The organism is Thermocrispum agreste DSM 44070 (assembly GCF_000427905.1).
GTDB lineage: Bacteria > Actinomycetota > Actinomycetes > Mycobacteriales > Pseudonocardiaceae > Thermocrispum > Thermocrispum agreste.
The window spans coordinates 58,377-76,128 of the sequence record NZ_ATYX01000010.1; the positions used below are offsets into that span (position 1 = coordinate 58,377).

General features: G+C 69.2%; 15 protein-coding genes. 5 read left to right on the plus strand and 10 right to left on the minus strand.

Translation table 11 applies throughout. The annotated features are described in order from the left end of the window. The first annotated feature begins 26 nt into the window (after positions 1-26). From YWY_RS0108860 to fxlM, 4 genes are all read left to right on the plus strand, one after another. Positions 27-1,271, plus strand: coding sequence for a D-alanyl-D-alanine carboxypeptidase family protein (locus tag YWY_RS0108860; protein WP_028847327.1), 1,245 nt, complete (start codon positions 27-29; stop codon positions 1,269-1,271). Between the two features lie 271 nt (positions 1,272-1,542). Continuing rightward, entirely contained in the window at positions 1,543-2,475 is a 933-nt protein-coding gene (locus tag YWY_RS0108865) for an esterase/lipase family protein (protein WP_028847328.1), read from the plus strand. A 136-nt stretch (positions 2,476-2,611) separates the two neighbouring features. After that, positions 2,612-3,175, plus strand: a complete 564-nt coding sequence (locus YWY_RS0108870; RefSeq protein ID WP_028847329.1) for a DUF6461 domain-containing protein — start codon at positions 2,612-2,614, stop codon at positions 3,173-3,175. A gap of 292 nt (positions 3,176-3,467) precedes the next feature. Further along, positions 3,468-4,889, plus strand: coding sequence for a methyltransferase, FxLD system (fxlM, locus tag YWY_RS0108880; RefSeq protein WP_156899159.1), 1,422 nt, complete (start codon positions 3,468-3,470; stop codon positions 4,887-4,889). 33 nt (positions 4,890-4,922) lie between these two features. Here fxlM and lysS read toward each other — a convergent pair whose 3' ends face one another. The 7 genes from lysS to YWY_RS21035 all read right to left on the minus strand — a co-directional run bounded on the left by lysS (position 4,923) and on the right by YWY_RS21035 (position 13,962). After that, positions 4,923-6,584 (minus strand): lysine--tRNA ligase, encoded by a 1,662-nt coding sequence (lysS, locus tag YWY_RS0108885; RefSeq protein WP_028847331.1) that lies wholly within the window; start codon positions 6,582-6,584, stop codon positions 4,923-4,925. Between the two features lie 130 nt (positions 6,585-6,714). After that, a complete protein-coding gene (gene yhjD, locus YWY_RS0108890; protein WP_211227513.1) occupies positions 6,715-7,683 on the minus strand; it encodes an inner membrane protein YhjD in 969 nt (322 codons plus the stop codon). Between the two features lie 113 nt (positions 7,684-7,796). After that, positions 7,797-8,816 carry a tryptophan--tRNA ligase gene (locus tag YWY_RS0108895; RefSeq protein WP_028847333.1) on the minus strand — a complete coding sequence of 340 codons (1,020 nt, stop codon included), beginning with the start codon at positions 8,814-8,816 and terminating at the stop codon, positions 7,797-7,799. A 342-nt stretch (positions 8,817-9,158) separates the two neighbouring features. Continuing rightward, positions 9,159-9,581, minus strand: coding sequence for a hypothetical protein (locus YWY_RS0108900; protein ID WP_156899160.1), 423 nt, complete (start codon positions 9,579-9,581; stop codon positions 9,159-9,161). Continuing rightward, complete coding sequence (locus YWY_RS0108905) at positions 9,550-10,611, minus strand: helix-turn-helix transcriptional regulator (protein ID WP_156899161.1); 1,062 nt, start codon at positions 10,609-10,611, stop codon at positions 9,550-9,552. The genes YWY_RS0108900 and YWY_RS0108905 overlap by 32 nt, the downstream gene beginning before the upstream one ends. A 224-nt stretch (positions 10,612-10,835) precedes the next feature. Then, on the minus strand, positions 10,836-13,340 hold the full coding sequence (locus YWY_RS0108910; protein ID WP_038044871.1) for a bifunctional FO biosynthesis protein CofGH: 2,505 nt from the start codon (positions 13,338-13,340) through the stop codon (positions 10,836-10,838). Between the two features lie 214 nt (positions 13,341-13,554). Further along, positions 13,555-13,962 (minus strand): hypothetical protein, encoded by a 408-nt coding sequence (locus YWY_RS21035; protein ID WP_038044872.1) that lies wholly within the window; start codon positions 13,960-13,962, stop codon positions 13,555-13,557. Positions 13,963-14,553: 591 nt separating this feature from the next. Here YWY_RS21035 and YWY_RS0108920 point away from each other — a divergent pair. Then, positions 14,554-14,886: a YnfA family protein gene (locus tag YWY_RS0108920; protein WP_028847337.1), complete on the plus strand. Its 333-nt coding sequence runs from the start codon at positions 14,554-14,556 to the stop codon at positions 14,884-14,886. 3 nt (positions 14,887-14,889) lie between these two features. Here YWY_RS0108920 and YWY_RS0108925 read toward each other — a convergent pair whose 3' ends face one another. From YWY_RS0108925 to YWY_RS0108935, 3 genes are all read right to left on the minus strand, one after another. Then, the gene (locus YWY_RS0108925) at positions 14,890-15,576 is read right to left on the minus strand and encodes a metal-dependent transcriptional regulator (RefSeq protein ID WP_028847338.1); all 687 of its coding nucleotides are present in this window, start codon (positions 15,574-15,576) and stop codon (positions 14,890-14,892) included. A 114-nt stretch (positions 15,577-15,690) separates the two neighbouring features. Next, a complete protein-coding gene (locus tag YWY_RS0108930; RefSeq protein WP_028847339.1) occupies positions 15,691-16,128 on the minus strand; it encodes a GNAT family N-acetyltransferase in 438 nt (145 codons plus the stop codon). Further along, positions 16,115-17,743, minus strand: coding sequence for an amidohydrolase (locus YWY_RS0108935; RefSeq protein WP_028847340.1), 1,629 nt, complete (start codon positions 17,741-17,743; stop codon positions 16,115-16,117). Before YWY_RS0108935 ends, YWY_RS0108930 begins: the two co-directional genes overlap by 14 nt. Between the last annotated feature and the right edge of the window lie 9 nt (positions 17,744-17,752).

Consider the following 17,752-nt stretch of genomic DNA (forward strand, 5'->3'; position numbering starts at 1 on the left):
GCCGGCCTGAACGCTAGTCTTCGGACGTGTCACGCCTTACAGGCCGCGTCCTGAGCGTCATCTTGTGCTGCCTGCTGGTGGCCGGGGCCTTCCCGCCCGCGCACGCCGCACACGTGACGACGGCCGCCAATGTGTGCCCGGGTCAGGCCTTGCCACCGCCGCCGGTCGACACGTCGGAGGTCCCGCCACCGGGACAGCCGACACCGAAGCCGCTGCCGGTGCCGGACAAGCCGGTCGGCGGGCCGCGCATGGGCGGCTGCCTGACGATCCTGCCCGATCGGTCGTTGCGCCCGCCGCGGCAGATCAGCGCGGCTTCGTGGATCATCGCCGACCTGGACACCGGGGACGTGCTCGCGGCGAAGGCCCCGCACGCCCGGCACCGGCCGGCGTCGCTGATCAAGATGCTGCTGGCGCTGGTGGTGCTCCAGGAGCTGCCGCCGGACAAGATCGTGCAAGCCAGGCTGGAGGACGCCCGCCAGGAGTGCACCTGCATCGGCATCAGGGCGTGGCAGCGGTATCCGGTGCACAAGCTGTTCACCGGGCTGCTGATCAGCTCGGGCAACGACGCCGCGCACACGCTGGCCACCGCCATGGGCGGCACCGACGTGGCGCTGCGCAAGATGAACGACCTGGCGCGCAAGCTGGGCGCCCTGGACACCCGCGCCGCGACCGTCTCCGGGTTGGACGGCCCGGGGATGATGAGCTCGGCCTACGACCTGGCGTTGATCTACCGCGAGGCGATGAAGCATCCGCGGTTCGTCAAGGCGGTGCAGACGACGTCGATGCGGTTCCGCTGGCACCGCCGCAAGCATCCGATCACGCTCTACAACGACAACCGTCTGCTGCACGGACCGGAGGCGTATCCGGGCTTCCTGGGCGGGAAGACCGGGTTCACCGACGACGCCCGGCACACCTACGTCGGCGGCGCGGAGCGCAACGGCCGACGGTTGTTCGTCGTGCTCATGCGGGCCGAGGTCAAGCCGCTGCGGACGTACCAGCAGGCCCGGCGGCTGCTCGACTACGGCTTCAAGCTGGCCGCCGCGGGCACCGAGCCGGTGGGGAAGCTGGTCGAGCCGCAGTCCGCCGAGCCGGGTGAGGCCGACGGCGGGCAAGCGGCCGCCGATGCAGCCCAAGACCGGCGGACGGAGCCGCATTCGGCCACGGCTGGGGCGCAGTCGAACAACACGGTGTGGCTCGTCGGGTTGGCGATCATCGTCGCGGCGCTGGTGGGCGGGATCTTGCTCCGCCGACGGCCTTCTCGGTCACGGTAGAGCAGCGACCGCACCACGACCGAGCAATCCACGACGCCAGCGAGACCCCGCTCCACCGACATCCGCCTCGATCACGGTAGATCAGCAACCGCACCACGACCGAGCGATCCGCGGCGCTGTGGTCACGGCGGCCGATCGGTCGGCGCGATCCACGGTCTACGGACCGTAGGTGACAAATGTTCGGTATTCCCCGGTCGATGGATTGTGCCGACCGGGGTGCCTGGCCATGATCGTGAACACTCACGGACCCTTCCTGCGCAAGGGAGCGCTCATGGCCCGTCAACGTGTGCGTGGTTGGTGCATTGCCGTCATCACCGCCGTCACGGTCGCCTTGTTCGGTGCGGCGCCCGCCCAGGCCAAGCAGATCCCGGAAGGTGATCTGCCGCAAGCGTTGATCAACTACGTGCTCTCGCCGAACGCCGTGGCGGGTGCCAACGACTGGTCGTGCAAACCGTCGAAGGACAAGCCGTATCCGGTGATCCTGCTTCCCGGCACGTTCTTCAACATCGGCGTGAACTTCGTCAAGATCGCGCCGCGGCTGAAGAACGCGGGCTATTGCGTCTTCGCCACCAACTACGGCATGACGGCGCTCTCGGCAGGACGTGTCGGCGGCCTGAAACACATCCCCGAGTCGGCGCGAGAGCTGGACGCCTTCGTGAACAAGGTGCTGGCTGCCACCGGGGCGAAGAAGGTCGACATCGTCGGCCACTCGCAAGGCGGCAACGTGCCGATGTGGTGGATGAAGAAGATGGGCAACGCGCACAAGGTGGCGCACTACGTGGGCTGGGCGCCCAGCTCGCACGGCACGTCGGTGAACGGCATCGTCACGCTGGCGCACGAGCTCAGGCTGCTCGGCTTGGCCATGCCGCTGACCGACGTGGCGCAGATCCGTGGTGTGGCGGACCAGTTCTACACCAGCGACTACATCAAGGAGCTGTGGTCCGACGGCCCGGAGGTGCCGCCCGGCCCGAAGTACACGGTGATCATCACCAAGTACGACTGGGTGGTGACGCCCTACTACACCCAGCGGCTGGAGGGCCGGGACGTCAACAACATCCTGCTGCAGGACCGCTGCCCACACGACCACGCGAGCCACATCGGATTGTTCAACGACGACCCCACCATGCAGCTGACGATGAATGCGCTGGCCGACGGTCCGAAGGACTTCCAGCCGGTCTGCCGCGGGTACGGTCTTCCGGCTTAGGGAACACGGCGCATCCGACAGCGGCTGTCGGCGACGGCCGACGTCGTTCACCGGCTGACGTGAACGACGGCCGACCCGCACACCGTGTCACGCCTGACCGGCTCCGACTGGAGACCGGTGTGGACAGGGAGCAGGGTTGGCACTGGACGGCGCGCTGGTCGAGAAGTATTCGTGGGTCGACGAGATCGATGCCTGGATCTTGGCTGTGATACGCGGCCGCCCGGTGCAGGAAATCGTCGAGATCTACGGAGGCGATCCGCGGGCCCCGGTCGGCGACTACGCCTTCAATCGGCTGCACGAGGTGCGCCTGAACCCGTTCGCAGGCTCCTTCGTCCAGGTATTCCGCGTCGGTGAGTACGCGGTGGCACTCGAGGAGAACGACTACAACGGCAGCGAGCCGGACGTCGCTCGCCGTTGCTCGGCCGATGGTGGCCACTTCTTCAGCGTGTTCTGGAACGTCAATGCTGACGAATACGTCATCGAAGCCGTCGACGGGAAGATCATTGCCAGCTTCAACCCACTGGACTCGCCATCGCCGGACGACGAGTTGCGACCCGGCTGGGCCATCTTCGACGAGCCAGAGTCCACCGGGGCAGCATGCGTGGCCCTGCTGGAACAGCGAACCGGCGTGCAAATCGACCCGGCATGGCTCGACGCGCCACTGCCCACCTTCCGCATCCCGAGTCCCCTGGAGAGGTAGCGGGAGGACGGCGGGCAATTCGTGGTGGTGATCGTCCATCCGGAATCGATCGCTGCCGAGCCGTGCACGGCGGGGACGCCACCAAGGAGCCGGGTTGGTGCTGGAGCAAGCGCTGACCGAGAAGTATTCGTGGATCAACGAGATCGAAGCGTGGACCGTGGCCGTGATACGGGGCCGATCGGTGCCTGAGGTCGTCGAGACCTACGAAGGAGACCCCGTGCCTCCGTCGGTGACTACACAGTCGGTCAGATGTTCCAGCGGATGATCGTCGTCATTCAACCGCTGCGCCCGCATGGTCGCCAAGTGGGAGTCCGCAGGCAGCGCCGTCCACCCGCGTCCCGTCGACCAGGCCGCGCTCGACACCTCGCTACGCCTGGCACATCCCAGCCAGATCGAGCTGTTCGAGGCGATCCGCCGAGCCTCCGGTTCGAAAATCGACCGGGAGCACGTCACCATGTCCATGCCGACACCACGAGTCATCCCGCCACGAGTAGCGTCGCCGAGCTGGACCATGACCAACAGCAGCAGCAGCAAGCCTGAAGACCTGCGCGATCGGATGGTCGACCGCATCCGCCGCGCCGGCTTCATGCCCTCCGAGCGCGTCGAACAGGCGATGCGCACCGTGCCGCGGCACCTGTTCGTCCCCGCGGTGAGCGCCGCCGACGCCTACGCCGACCGGCCCGTCATCGTGAAATCCGGGCCGACGCACCCGCTCAGCTCGGTGTCGATGCCCACCGTGGTGGCGATCATGCTCGGCCAGCTCGATCCCCAGCCGGGCGACAACGTCCTGGAGATCGGCGCCGGCGCCGGCTACAACGCCGCGCTGCTGGCCGAACTGGTCGGCCCCACTGGGGCCGTGACCACCGTCGACATCGACCCGGACGTGACCGCCCATGCCCGTTCCGCGCTCGCGGCCACCGGGTACGACCACGTACGGGTGATCACCGCCGACGGGGCGCTCGGCGCGCCGGAGCACGCTCCGTTCGACAAGATCATCGTCACCGTCGGACCGTGGGACCTCCCGCCGGCATGGTTCGACCAGCTCGCGGTCGGCGGGCGGCTCGTCGTGCCGCTGCAGTGGCGCGGTCAGACCCGCAGCATCGCCTTCACCCGGCACGCCGACCACCTCCGCGCGGCCGATAGCCAACCGTGCGCGTTCATCCCCATGATCGGCCTCGTGCCCAACGGCGAACGCAGCGCGGACATCGCAGACGGCGTCACGGTGTTCTGGGACGACGACCAGCAGATCGACCCCGGCGCGCTACGGCCCGCGGCGACGTCACCGGGCACCACGCTGTGGTCCGGCGTCGCGGTCACCTCGTACCAGACCGTGGACGGCATCTGGCTCTGGCTCACCGTGACCGAGCCGAACACCTGCCGCCTCGCCGCCACCGACGAAGCCATCGCCCGCGGCCCGATCGACCCGATCTTTCCCGCGGTCACCCCGGCGATCGCCGACGGCGACTCGTTCGGCTATCTCACCAAGACCCGGCGGCCATCGCACAACGGGCAGCGCCGCTACGAGCTGGGCGCCACCGGCCACGGCCCGCGCGGTCCTCAGCTCGCTGAGCGCCTGGTCACCGTGATCCGCCGCTGGAACCTCGACCGCGCCGCACAGCCGGTCGTCACTGCCTGGCCGGCCGGGACACGACCGAGTGCGACCGGCCGGGTCATCCCCAAACGCCACACCACGCTGGTCCTCGAAGGCGGCTGAGCCATCGCACGCTCACGGCACGGCCGGAGCCGGTCACTGCGCAGCGTCGCCGACCAGCAGCTTGTGTGCCCGTTCCGGTCCGATGGACAGGAACAAGGTGGGCAGCCGCGGCCCGGTGTCCGACGAGCACAGCAACTGGTAGAGCGCCTTGAAGAAGGCCCGCTGCACCTTCTTCAGCTCCGGGGTGGGCGGGGCGTCCTCGGGCAGGCCGTTGAGGATCTTCGGCACGCCGTAGACCAGTCTGGTCAGGCCGTCCAGGGTCCAGTCCTCGGTCAGCCGCTCGGCGAGGATCTGCACGCCCTTCTGGGTCTGGTCGTCCAGCTGGTTCCACGCCTCGGTGTTGAACTCCGTGCGCAGGATCGTCCGCTCCTCCGGCGGCACCAACCGGGTCGCGTAGTTGATCGCGCACGTCACCCGCGGCTCGAGTTCGGCGAACAGCGTCTCCGTGTCGGCCGGGGCGTCGTCCGAGATGTGCTGCCGGACCAGCCGAGCCATCTGCTCGGTGTTGGCCTGCGTGATGTCCGCCGCCGAGGACAGCAGCCGGAACGACACCGGTCGCTTCGAGTACTCCACCGGGCCCGCCGACGTCGCCAAGCACATGCCGTGCAGGTGCTTCTCGATCGGCGAGGCGTCCGCCGACCTGGCCTGATCGGTGAAGCGGTCCCACTCGTCGTAGAGCCTCTGCACCGCGCGCGGCGACAGGTCGATGGTGAACTTCTGCGACGGCAGCCGCCGCAGGTACAGCCAGCGCAGGATCGCGGGCTCGATCACGTCCAGCGCGGTGGCCGGGATCGCCGCACCACCGGCCGAGCCGGACATCTTGCTCGACCCGCCGGCCAGGCCGACGAACGAGTAGGCGAACGAGAACGGTGCTATGCCGCCGAAGATGTCGGCCACCAGCACCTTTCCGGAGGCGAAGCTGCTGGACGGCGCGTGGTGGTCCTCGCCGGCGGGCTCGAAGTCCACGCCCTCGTGGACCCACCGCATCGGCCAGTCCACCTTCCACTGCAGCTTGCCGGAGATCGGCTCGCCGTCGGCCAGCGACATCCGACCCGAGTGCCCGCAGCGGCACTCGTAGGAGACGACCGGATCGACGTACTCGGTGACGGTGGTGAAGTCCGTGCCGCACGACTCGCAGTACGGCTTGAACGGGTAGTAGCGCGCCCTGCGCTCCTCGACCGGGGTGTCGTGCCTGCCCTCGGTCTGGAACCGGGCCAGGATGTCGAAGATCCGGCCGCGCTCGGCCATCGCCTTGCGGATCGCCGCGTTGTAGGTGCCGCGCGGGTACTGCTGCGACTGCCGGATCTCGTGCATCTGCACACCGAGGCGGCGCAGCGACGCGGAGAATTCGGCGATGAAGTGCGACGCGTAGGAGTCACGCTCGCCGTACGGGTCGGGCACGGCGGACAGCGGCTTGCCGACGTGCTCGTTCAGCGACTCGTCCAAGCCCACCGGCACCTTGCGGAACCGGTCGTAGTCGTCCCACGAGTGCAGGTGCACCGCGTCCAACCCGCGTGCCTTGATCTCCTCGGCGACGAAGTGCGCGGTCATCACCTCGCGCAGGTTGCCCAGGTGGATCGGCCCGGACGGAGACACCCCGGACGCGCAGATGATCTTCTTGGCACCCGCCCGCTGGGCGTGCTCGATCGCCTGGTCCGCGGCACGCTGAACCCAGCTCAACTCCGACTCGGACACCGATCCTCCGTTGGGGTCACACTTCGTCAGCACAAATCACGCGATACGCCGATGACAGCGACGCCGTACACGGCCTCTGAGAACATCCTGCCAGGATGGAAGTTCACGCCGATGTGCGGCCCACGGGCCGTCAGCGGCGGCGCAGCCTGCTCAGCCCCGCCCCGATCAACCCGCCGACACCGAGCAGCCCGACCACGCGCCCGGCCGTCGGCTGGTCCCGCACCTCGATGCGCAGCACCACGGGCGCAGGCTCGGTGGGCGGCTTCTCGTTCTCCCACGAGGTGGCCGTCCACGCGGTGACCATCAGCAGGAACCGGGCCACCAGGTTGGCGAAGATCAGCAGGCCGATGATCGGCCCGAACAGTGCACCGGTCGGCGTCGAGGTGACCGACGACAGGAAGAACGTCGCCGCGGTCTTCAGGATCTCGAAACCGACGGCGGCGATCAGCGCCCCCTTGACCGCCGCCCGTAGCGCGACCTTCTCCCGCGGCAGCCGGGCGATCACCCACAGGAACACCAGCCAGTTCGCGGCGATCGACAGCACGATGGCCAGCGCGGCCAACAGCGCCTGCGCCCAGCCGTATCCGCTGAGGCCGACCAGCTCGAGCAGGAAATCACCGGCACCGACGCCCAAGGCGCTGAGCCCGAACGACACCAGCAGGGCCAGCCCGAGCCCGACGAGCGCCAGCAGGTCCTTGAGCGTGCCGCTGATCAGCGGGCGGTCGACCTTGCCCAGCCCCCACTGGGCGGTGAGGGCGTCACGCAGGTTGGACATCCAGTTGATGCCCGCGTACAGCGCGGTCAGCAGACCCAGCACACCGACGGTGGCGCGGGACTCGATGGCCTGCTCGACGACCATGTTCAACGTCGACGCCATTTCGGCCGGAGCCTCCGAGGTGATGGCGTCCTCCAGCTTCCCCAGCAACTCCTGGTTGCCTGCCAGCACGAAAGCGGCCACGGCGAAGGCGACCATCAGGATTGGCACGATCGACAGCACGCTGAAGTACGTGATCGCCGCGGCGTAGTGGTCGCCGTACCGCTTGGTGTAGGCCTCGTGAGAGCGCAGGACGTGGTCCAGCCAGACATAGCGCCGCCGCATCCGGGTGACGAAGCCTTCACTTTTCTGCTCGCTCACTCCGTCACGCTAACCGCGATCGCCCGGCCTCGCCCGTCGTGGTCGCGCGGCATCGCACGCCCGGGCGTCGACGAGGATCAGGCGTCGATACCGACGGCCGAGCGCACCGACTTCAGCACCCGGGAGGCCTTCTCCCTGGCGCGCTCGGCGCCCTCGGCGAGCACCTTGTCCAGCTCGCTGCCGGAGGCCATCAGCTCGTTGTACCGCTCGCGCATCGGCGTCAGCTCGGCGTTGAGCACCTCGAACAGCTGGTTCTTCAGCTCGCCCCAGCCCATGCCGCCTTCCTCGAGGCGCTTGCGCGTCTCGGCCACCGCATCCGCCGAGGCGAACAGCTCGAACAGCTGGAACACCACCGAGCTGTCCGGGTCCTTCGGCTCCTCCACCGGCGTGGAGTCGGTCGGGATCCGCCGCACCAGCTTCTTCAGCTTGTTCTCGGGCAGGAACAGCGGAATGGTGTTGTCGTAGGACTTGCTCATCTTGCGGCCGTCCAAGCCCGGCACGGTGTGCGCCGACTCGGCATCCGGGATGAGCGCCTCCGGGATGGTCAGCGAGTACTTCTCGCCGTACAAGGCGTTGAAGCTGCCCGCGATGTCCGCGGCGTACTCGACGTGCTGGATCTGGTCCTTGCCGACCGGGACGACGTTGGCCTCCATGATCAGGATGTCCGCGGCCATCAGCACCGGGTAGTTGAACAGACCCATGTTGACGCCGTCGTCCGGGTCCTTGCCCGCGGCGATGTTGCGGTCCCGCGCGGCCTTGTAGGCGTGCGCCCGGTTCATCAGGCCCTTGCCGGTCACGCACGACAGCACCCAGTTCAGCTCGAAGATCTCCGGCACGTCGGACTGCCGGTAGAACACCGTGCGGCTGGGGTCGAGCCCCGCCGCCAGCCACGTCGCCGCCACCGACCGGATGTTGTGCTGCAGCTGCTGCGGGTCGTGCACCGCGTTCACCGCGTGGAAGTCTGCGATGAAGTACATCGTCTCGTAGGTCTCGGCCAGCTTCAGCGCCGGACGGATGGCACCCACCAGGTTGCCGAGGTGCGGGTCACCCGTGGCCTGGATGCCCGTGAGCGAGATCTTCCGGGATGGCTGCGACATACGGTCATCGTACTGACGACGGCTCGGCAGCCGACGCCCGCACACACCCACGTTCACCCAGGCCCAGGGCGTGCAGCCGGTCGGACTGCGGCACCTTTGGCGCCGCGATGCCGCAGCCGGACGGGAAAAGCAAAGTCTTCGAACGCCGGTCACGTCGCAACCGACGCCGAACGCCTACCTCACTGGGTTAGTGCTTACGCACCACAACGGAAAGTAGCTCCGGCCATCGGCCCGGCCGAGCATTGCATGACGGTCGATCAACTGGACTGTTCGGCAGGTACTCACCCGCAGCTCGTCGGCTAACCGCGATTCGACGCTTCCCCATGCTCACCGGGCGCACCGTCACGACTCACCGCCCGGCTTGTGGTAGGGGCGGCCGTTGCGAGCTGCTTCCAGTTGCTGGCGGGTGAAGACAGTTCCCTGGGGCCAGTTGATCTGGGTGAACACTTTCAGGGTGGCTGGTGCGCCGTTGCTGCTGTTCGCCGCGGGCGCGTTGATGTCGTCCAGCAGGCGGTGGATGAGCAATGCCAGGGTGCCGGGACCCGAGCCTGCATACCCCCACGACAGACCGAAATAGTTGCCACGAGGTGCCATGTAGAGGGTGCCGTCTTCGGTGCGGATCCAGATCGGCCCTTTCAGGATCAGCTCGGCCAGCGGGCTGCGGGCAGGAAGACGCTGCGGGACCGCCGCATGCAGCACGTGGTCCTTGCCGACCGGGCGGATCACTGGAGCGTCAGTCTCTGGGTCGATGAGGTATTCGGCCACCTCTCTCGTTGACACGCACCACGTCGAAAGCGACGGTGGGCTGGTCTACGGGGCGGAGTCGGGCCGCCCATTCTTTGCTGTGCGGATCGCGCAGATCGATCGTCTCGTACTTGCTGAACGGCAGGGCTTCGCCGCCGTCCCAGACCCGCAGCCGATGGATCGCCGCTGCGGCGAGGTCGTCCCGGCGGCTGAGAACTTCCAGCCAGCCCGCGCGTCGGATGTCTTCGGGCAAATCGTCGGTCTCGGCGTCGGGAACCGGCATCGGCGACACGGCCGGTGCCACAGCGCGGAAACGTTCCTCGCCCGCGAAGATCTCGAGGTCATTACGGGCACTGTCGGTAGCGCGGGACTGGATGGTCCGCGCCAAGTTGATCAGGGTGCGCTGGGCGGGCGATGCATCGGGGAGCGCGGCCGCCAACTGCAGCAGTGGGGTGATGTCCACCTCCGGTGTCGCGGCGACCTCAGCGACCGGGATGCCCGGTTCCCAGCGCTCCATGACCGCAGGCGGGCTCAGAGTGTAGGGCCAGTGGGGGGCGGTGCCACCGATCGTGTCAGCGTAAACGGCCCAGTCCTCCTCACCCCCGGCTCTCTCGTCGGGCTTGCCGTGACGGTCGTACGCAATCAGCACGGGACCGTACAGGCCGATCTCGACCGAGACCTTCAGCAGCCGGTCCACCACCGGCCGCAAGCCCGCTGCGGTCTTCAGGCTCGGCTCGGCCAGTCCCGGTAGCGGCCAGACCACCCGCAGCGTCACCTGACCGACGTACCAGTCCTGCACCATCGCCCCAGGGATTTGCCGCATGCTGTGCCCGGGCGTCTCGACGAGGCTTGGCCAGTACCGCAGCGGCGCCCGACCCGCCGCGCGAGGATTCACCGCGGCAATGGCCCGCCACAGCTGGTCGGCTCGCCAGCAACGGCGGACACCAATCCGTTCCGGCCGTGGTAGCCGCCCGAGCGCCACCTGCGCGGCCACCCACACTTTGTTGAGCCCGAACATCCGGCAGACCTGCTCCACATCGAGCGTCTCCACAGGCTTCACGGTCCGGGACATCAGCACTATCCCCCCTCGTCACTGCTGGTGTCTACCTGCTTTCCCAGCGTGACATCAAGGGCCGACAGATACCCAGCAAAACCCGGCAAGCCCGCACTCCCGTCCCAAACACCCGTGAGTCGAGCAGGCCCGCGAGCGCCGACGGCCTTGTCACCAGAGACCGCGTATCGGGCGGTGTGGGCTTTGTTGCAGGCCGCCACCGCTCAGGCGGCCATCTGCACGCGCTCGTAGGTGGTGGTGCGCTGCCGCGCCGGCCGTCCGACCAGCGCGGCGAGCTGTTCCAGCTGCTTCGGCGTGCGCGACGATCCGTGCTCGGAGCCCGCCATGCGCGAGATGGTCTCCTCCATCAGCGTGCCGCCGATGTCGTTGGCCCCGCCGCGCAACAGCTGCGCGGTGCCCTGATCGCCGAGCTTGACCCACGAGCACTGGATGTTGTCGATCCGCCCGTGCAAGGCGAGCCGGGCGAACGCGTGCACCGCCCGGTTGTCCCGCATCGTCGGGCCTGGCCGGGCCACGCCCGCCAGGTAGATCGGGGCGTTGTGGTGCACGAACGGCAGGCCGACGAACTCGGTGAAGCCACCGGTCTCGTCCTGGATGCGCGCCAGCACCCGCAGGTGCCCGAGCCAGTGCTGCGGGCGGTCGACGTGGCCGTACATCATCGTGCTGCTCGACGGGATACCCAGCCGGTGCGCGGTCGTGATCACGTCGATCCACGTCTGGGTCGGCAGCTTGCCCTTGGTCAGGATCCAGCGCACGTCGTCGTCCAGGATCTCCGCCGCGGTTCCCGGGATGGACCCGAGGCCCGCGTCGCGCAGCTCGGTCAGCCATTCCTCGACGGACACCCCGGCCTTGGCCGCCACCGAGACGATCTCCATCGGCGAGAAGGCGTGGACGTGCATCTGCGGAACACGGTCCTTGATGGCACGGACGATGTCGGCGTAGTAGGACACCGGCAGCTTCGGGTCGATGCCGCCCTGCATGCACACCTCGGTCGCACCGGCCTCAGCCGCTTCCACGGCCCGCTGCGCGACCTCGTCCACGGAGAGCCGGTAGGCGTCGGCGTCCCGCTCGCGCTGCGCGAAGGCACAGAACCGGCAGCCGACGTAGCAGACGTTGGAGAAGTTGATGTTGCGGTTGACGACGTAGGTGATGTCGTCGCCGACCACGTCGGCGCGGAGGTCGTCGGCCAGCCGGGCCAGCTGCTCCAACGCGGCGCCGTCCGCGGTGAGCAGCGCCAGCGCCGCGGCCTCGTTCTCCCGCTCCAGCAACGCCGCGGGACGCTCGGCGGCCAGCTGCAACCCGGCGAGAACGTCACCGTCCAGGCGCTCCGGCGCACCCCGCGAGGAAACCTGATCGCGCAGGACGTCCCAGTCGCCGTAGACCGAGTCGAAGTCGCCGCGACGGTCGTCGGTGCGGCCGTCGGTGTCGACCGCGGTGTGCAGGTCGGATCGTCCCTCGGTCTGCAGGCCGCCGTCGGGCTCCTGCCATGGGCGGCCGACCACCTCGGCATCCGGGTTCGCCAGGCCGTCCGGCGTGGCCAGGGCCCGCACGTGCTCGTGCAGCCGGATGTCGATCCAGCGTTCGGCAGCCCGCACGTAGCGCGGATAGGCCGTCAGCCGCTCGCGGAGCTCGAAACCCGCCGCCCGGGTCCGTTCGGCCAGCTTGTCCACCGCGGGCCACGGGCGCTCCGGGTTGACGTGGTCCGGGGTCAGCGGCGACACGCCACCCCAGTCGTCGATGCCCGCGCGCAGCAGCAGCTCGTACTCCTCGTCGATGAGGTTCGGCGGCGCCTGGATGGACACCCCGGGCGGCATGAGCAGGCGCGCCACCGCCACGGTCGCCGCCAGGTCGTGCAGCGACGCGTCGGGCGCCGACCGCATCGCGGTGTCCGGCTTCGCCCGGAAGTTCTGCACGATGACTTCCTGGATGTTCCGGTACTGCCGGGCGCGCTGCCGGATGGCCAGCAACGACTCGGCCCGCTCGGCGCGGTTCTCCCCGATCCCGACCAGGATGCCGGTGGTGAACGGCACGCCGACCCGGCCGGCGTCGTCGAGCACGCGGAGCCGGACCCTGGGCTCCTTGTCCGGCGACCCGTAGTGCGGGCCGCCCTTCTCCGACCACAGCCGCTCCGCGGTGGTCTCCAGCATCATGCCCATGCTGGCCGCGACCGGCTTGAGCCGCTGCAGTTCCTCCCAGGTCAGCACGCCGGGATTGAGGTGCGGCAGCAGCCCTGTTTCCTCCAGCACGGCGATGGCGCAGGCCCGGACGTAGTCGACGGTGGAGGAATAGCCCCGTTCCTCCAGCCATTCGCGGGCTTGCGGCCAGCGCGCCTCCGGCCGGTCGCCGAGCGTGAACAACGCTTCCTTGCAGCCTTGCTCAGCGCCCTTGCGGGCGATCTCCACCACCTCGTCCCGCTCGAGGTAGAGCGCGTGCGGCACCTTGCCGGGAACGGTGACGAACGTGCAGTAGTGGCACCGATCCCGGCACAGCCGGGTCAGCGGGACGAAGACGTTCCGGCTGTAGGTGAGGACACCGGGGTGTCCCTGATCGGCCAGGTGAGCGTCGCGGACGCGGGCGGCCGCGGCCAGCAACCGGTCGAACTCCTCGCCCGTGGCGTGCAGCAGGGTGGTCGCTTCGGTGACGTCGAGCGTCGCTCCGGTCTCCGCGCGACGCAATGCCCGTGACAAAGCCGAAGGAGACGGGATCATGCAGCCGACAGTACGGAAGTTCTGGGCACCCTCGCCACGGGTTCCAGCGGACGCATACTGCCCCCGGCGGATGGGCGAAACCGAAGCCGCATGTCAACGCGCATGCGGCCGAGCCGACGTGCAGGAAGAGAGGACAACGGCGGAGCGTGTACTCGGTCACACCGCGGATGACGACGAATGTCGAAAGGGCGGAACGCGGGCTCCGGGCAGGCGCTCAGGCGAGCTGGGTGTCGTGAACGGTCACCTGCTGGGCGGTGTTCTCGATGGCGGGCGGCCGCGAAGGCCCTGGGACGGTCTGCCGACCGGACGTCTCGTTCGCCGCGGCCCGCGCCGCGCGTTCCGCGACGACCTGTTCCGCCGCCGCATTGCGCTCGGCGACCGACCGGGCGAGGGCCTGCCTGCGGCGGCGCGCCACGCCCGCGATCATGCCGAGCACGCCGACGCCGACGGCAACGATGCCGACCGGGCCCAGGACGCCGAAGTTGGTGGGAGCCGTCGCATCGACGGCCCAGGCCGGCGAGCTCAGCCCCGCCAGCCCGCCGATGGTGATCAGCACCGTCGTACCGACGCGGACCGTCCACGCAGTCACCGCGGCGACCTCGTCTCGCTCCTGGCTACGCACGCGCCGAACCTCCCACCATCGCCTTCACCCACACGGGCGTAATCCGTCGCGTCCAGTGGGCGAAAAACTACCCAGTGTGTCGAGTCCGCTGCACTCGCGCCGACTCGGCGGCAGACCATACCGAATGTCGTAATCCAAGCCTGCAGACGGGTCGCAGTGTGACGAGGCATGTTCGAAGCGTGTCGGCCGGCCTGTCGACGAATGGATGGTTCGGCGCGACGAGCGGCTCGGCGGACGCCTTCGCCAGCCCTCGGCGCGCCTCCCCGCTCGACCGACCGACCTGTCCGACCCGGACCGGCACCCCTGTCCTCGTCATCCAGCAGTGTGATCCGGCGGTGTGATCCGGCGGTGTGACCGACGCCGAACGATTCGGCGTGGCGTCTTCTGAGCGTCTGGCGTGGCGTCTTCTGGGTGTCTGGTGTCCCGGGCCTGGCTACGGAACTGCACTCGCCGGGCGGGGCTGATCATCATGACCCGGCGCGGCACGCACGGTGTCACCGTTCGGTGGTCGCGGGCGCCCTGGGTCGGTGCGCCCTGACGACCGTCGCTCGAGTCGCGTGGCCGATCCGGGCGGCGCAGTACTCTCGCCGGATGACGGTGGCACGTTCGGTGTTCCTGTTCGCGCTGGCGGCACTGTGCGAAATCGGCGGCGCGTGGCTGGTCTGGCAGGGTATTCGCGAGCACGCCGGGTACCTGTGGGTGGCCGCCGGCGTCATCGTGCTCGGCGCATACGGCTTCGTGGCGACGCTGCAGCCGGACCCGCACTTCGGCCGGATCCTCGCCGCCTACGGCGGCGTGTTCGTCGCCGGATCCCTGCTGTGGGGAGTGGTCGTCGACGGCTTCCGACCGGATCGCTGGGACCTGGTCGGCGCCGGCCTGTGCCTGGTCGGCGTCGCGGTGATCATGTATGCGCCGCGCGGCTGACGGTCAGCCGGACTTGACCGCGACCGACAACGCCCGGGCGATCTTCGAGCCGAGGGCGTGGGTGGTCTCCCGTGGCGGTGAGCCGACCTTGACCACCAAGGGGCCGCCGAACGGCTGCCGCTCGATCACCTCGATGCGTTCGCCGAGGCCGATGGAGCGCTCGGACAGGTATCGCAGCAGCTCCGGGTCGGTGTCCCAGACCCGGGCGATCTCGCCGACGGCACCGGGTTCCAGCTCGTCGAGGATGCGCAGCGGCGCCTCGTCGACCACCCCGTCCGACGTCGGGATCGGATCGCCGTGCGGGTCGCGCACCGGATTGCCCAGCTTGGCGGCCATGCGCTCGATCAGCCGGTCCGACACCGCGTGCTCCAACGCGTCCGCCTCGGCGTGCACCTCGTCCCAGGTGTAGCCGAGCTCGGACACCAGGTAGGTCTCGATGAGCCGGTGGCGGCGCAGCACCGAGCGGGCCAGCTTCTCGCCCTCCGCGGTCAACTCGATGCCGCGATACGGGGCATGCGCGACCAGGCCCTGCTGCGCCAGCTTGGTCACCATGCCCGACGCCGAGGACGGGCTGACCGACATGCGCGCAGCCAACGACGTGTTGGTGACCTGCTCGCCCCGTTCCACCAGGCCGTAGATCACCCGCACGTAGTCCTCGATCGACGCCGAGCGCCGCTTCGCCTCCGGCATACCTTCACCTTAATCAGGCCTGGTCAGATCCGGGTTTCCTGCACCGTCGACCCCATACCGGGCTCCGTCATGGGAAGCCTGGCGGCGGATCGCCACGCCGCGCCGGCGAAGCGGCTAGATCCACCGGTAGCGGATCCACCCCGGCACCGGCTGGGCGCCCAGCCGCGCGTAGAAGGCCTTGCCCTTGTCGTTGTCGACCTGCATCTCCCACTCGACCCGGCCGTCGGTGCGCGACTTCAGGTCGTGCAGCAGCTCGGTGGCCAGGCCCAGGCGGCGGAACTGCGGCCGGACGTACAAGTCGTCCATCCAGATGCCGGGCTTGCCCTGCCACGTCGAGAAGTTCCAGCAGCAGAACGCGAAGCCGGCAACCGTCTCCGGCTGCCCATCGGGGTAGGCCAGCACCACCCACGCCTTGGGGTCGTCACCGAACAAGTACGTGGCCATCTCGGCCCGGTCCAGCTTGAGATCGGGCTTGCCCTCGTACTCCGCGTGCTCCTCGATCAGCGCGCAGATCTCCTCGATGTCGTTCGGCCCGGCGTCACGTACCGGCATCCCCGCTCCTTTCGAACACCATGTCGCCGCCGACCACGGTGGCCAGCACGCGCACCTCGTCCAACGTCTCCGGATCGGTCGGGTCGTGGGACAGCACCGCGAAGTCCGCGAGCTTGCCCACCTCGATCGTGCCCCGATCCGCCTCGGTGAACGACGCGAAAGCCGACCCGAACGTGTAGGCGCGCAGCGCCTCGGCTGCGCTGACCCGCTCGTCCGCGCCCAACAGCACCCCGCTCGACGTGCGGCGGCGGACCATGTCCACGATCCCCGGCAGCGGCGCCCCGTCCACCACCGGCCGGTCCGAACTGCCGGGGACCACACATCCGGCGGCGAGGAAACTGCGCACGCGATAGCAGTGGTCCTCCCGTGACGGCCCGAGCGCGGCCCGCATGCCGTCGCCGAGTTCGCTCACGAACCTGCCCTGCGGCACCGGGATCACGCCCAGCTCGGCCAGCCGGGCCACGTCCGCGTCGCCGATCACCCCGCAGTGCTCGATGCGATGCCGATGATCCCGCCGCGGGAACTCGGCCAGCGCGGCGGCGTAGGCGTCCAGGACCACGCTGACCGCGCGATCGCCGATGGCGTGCGTGGCGATCTGCCAGCCCGAGCGATGCGCCTTGCGGATCGTCTCGGCGATGTCCTCCTCGGGCATCTGGAAATAGCCGCGGTTGTCCGGCTCGCCCTCGAACGGCTCGTGCATCGCGCACGTCCGGCCGATCAACGAGCCGTCGGAGAACAGCTTCATCGGGCCGATGCGCAGCCAGTCGTCACCGAAGCCCGTCCGGATACCCAGGTCCAGCCCGAAAACCACGTCGTCGGACGGCGCGTGGTCCAGCTCGCGCAGGGACTGCGCCGCCACCATGAGCGTCGTGCGCACGCCGAGCTGCCCGGCCTCGCGCGCCTGCTGATAGGCCGCGAGCTCGATCGGCGTGTTGCCGACCAGCCCCCTGCCGATGCCGGCTTCCTGAACGCTGGTGATCCCCTCCGCCAGATACCGCTCGCTTGCCAGGGCGATGCCGCGCGTCACGTCCTCCAGCGGCACCGGGTACCTGAGCGGATCGAGCAGCCGCTGCGCCTGCTCCCGCAGCAGCCCGGTCGGCCGCCCCTCGGCGTCCCGCACCACGTCGCCACCGGTCGGCACGTTGGCCAGATCCAGCTGCCGGAGCACCGCGGAGTTCACCACGCACATGTGCCCGGACGTGTGCTTGAGCTGGACGAAATGCTCCCCGGCCACCCGATCCAGCCCCTCGGCCGTGGGATGTCCCCCGGCGAGCTTGTTCTGGTCGTAGCCGCTGCCGATGATCCAGCTGCCCGGCGGCTGCTCGGCGGCGGCCTTCGCCACCGCGGCGTAGACGTCGTCGACACTGCGGCACGTCCGCTCGCTCAAGTCCAGTGCCGTCAACTGCATGCCGTACCAGGCCATGTGGTTGTGCGCGTCGTGAAAGCCCGGCACCACGACGGCACCGCCGAGATCGATCCGGCTCCGCGCGTCCAGCTCAGCCGCATCGGCGCCCAGCGCCACCACGCGCCCGGCGTGCACCGCCACCGCGTCGGCCGGGCGGAAGTCCGGTCCGGTGAGTACCCGCGCTCCCGTGTAGACCACGTCGACCCGCATGCCGTTCAG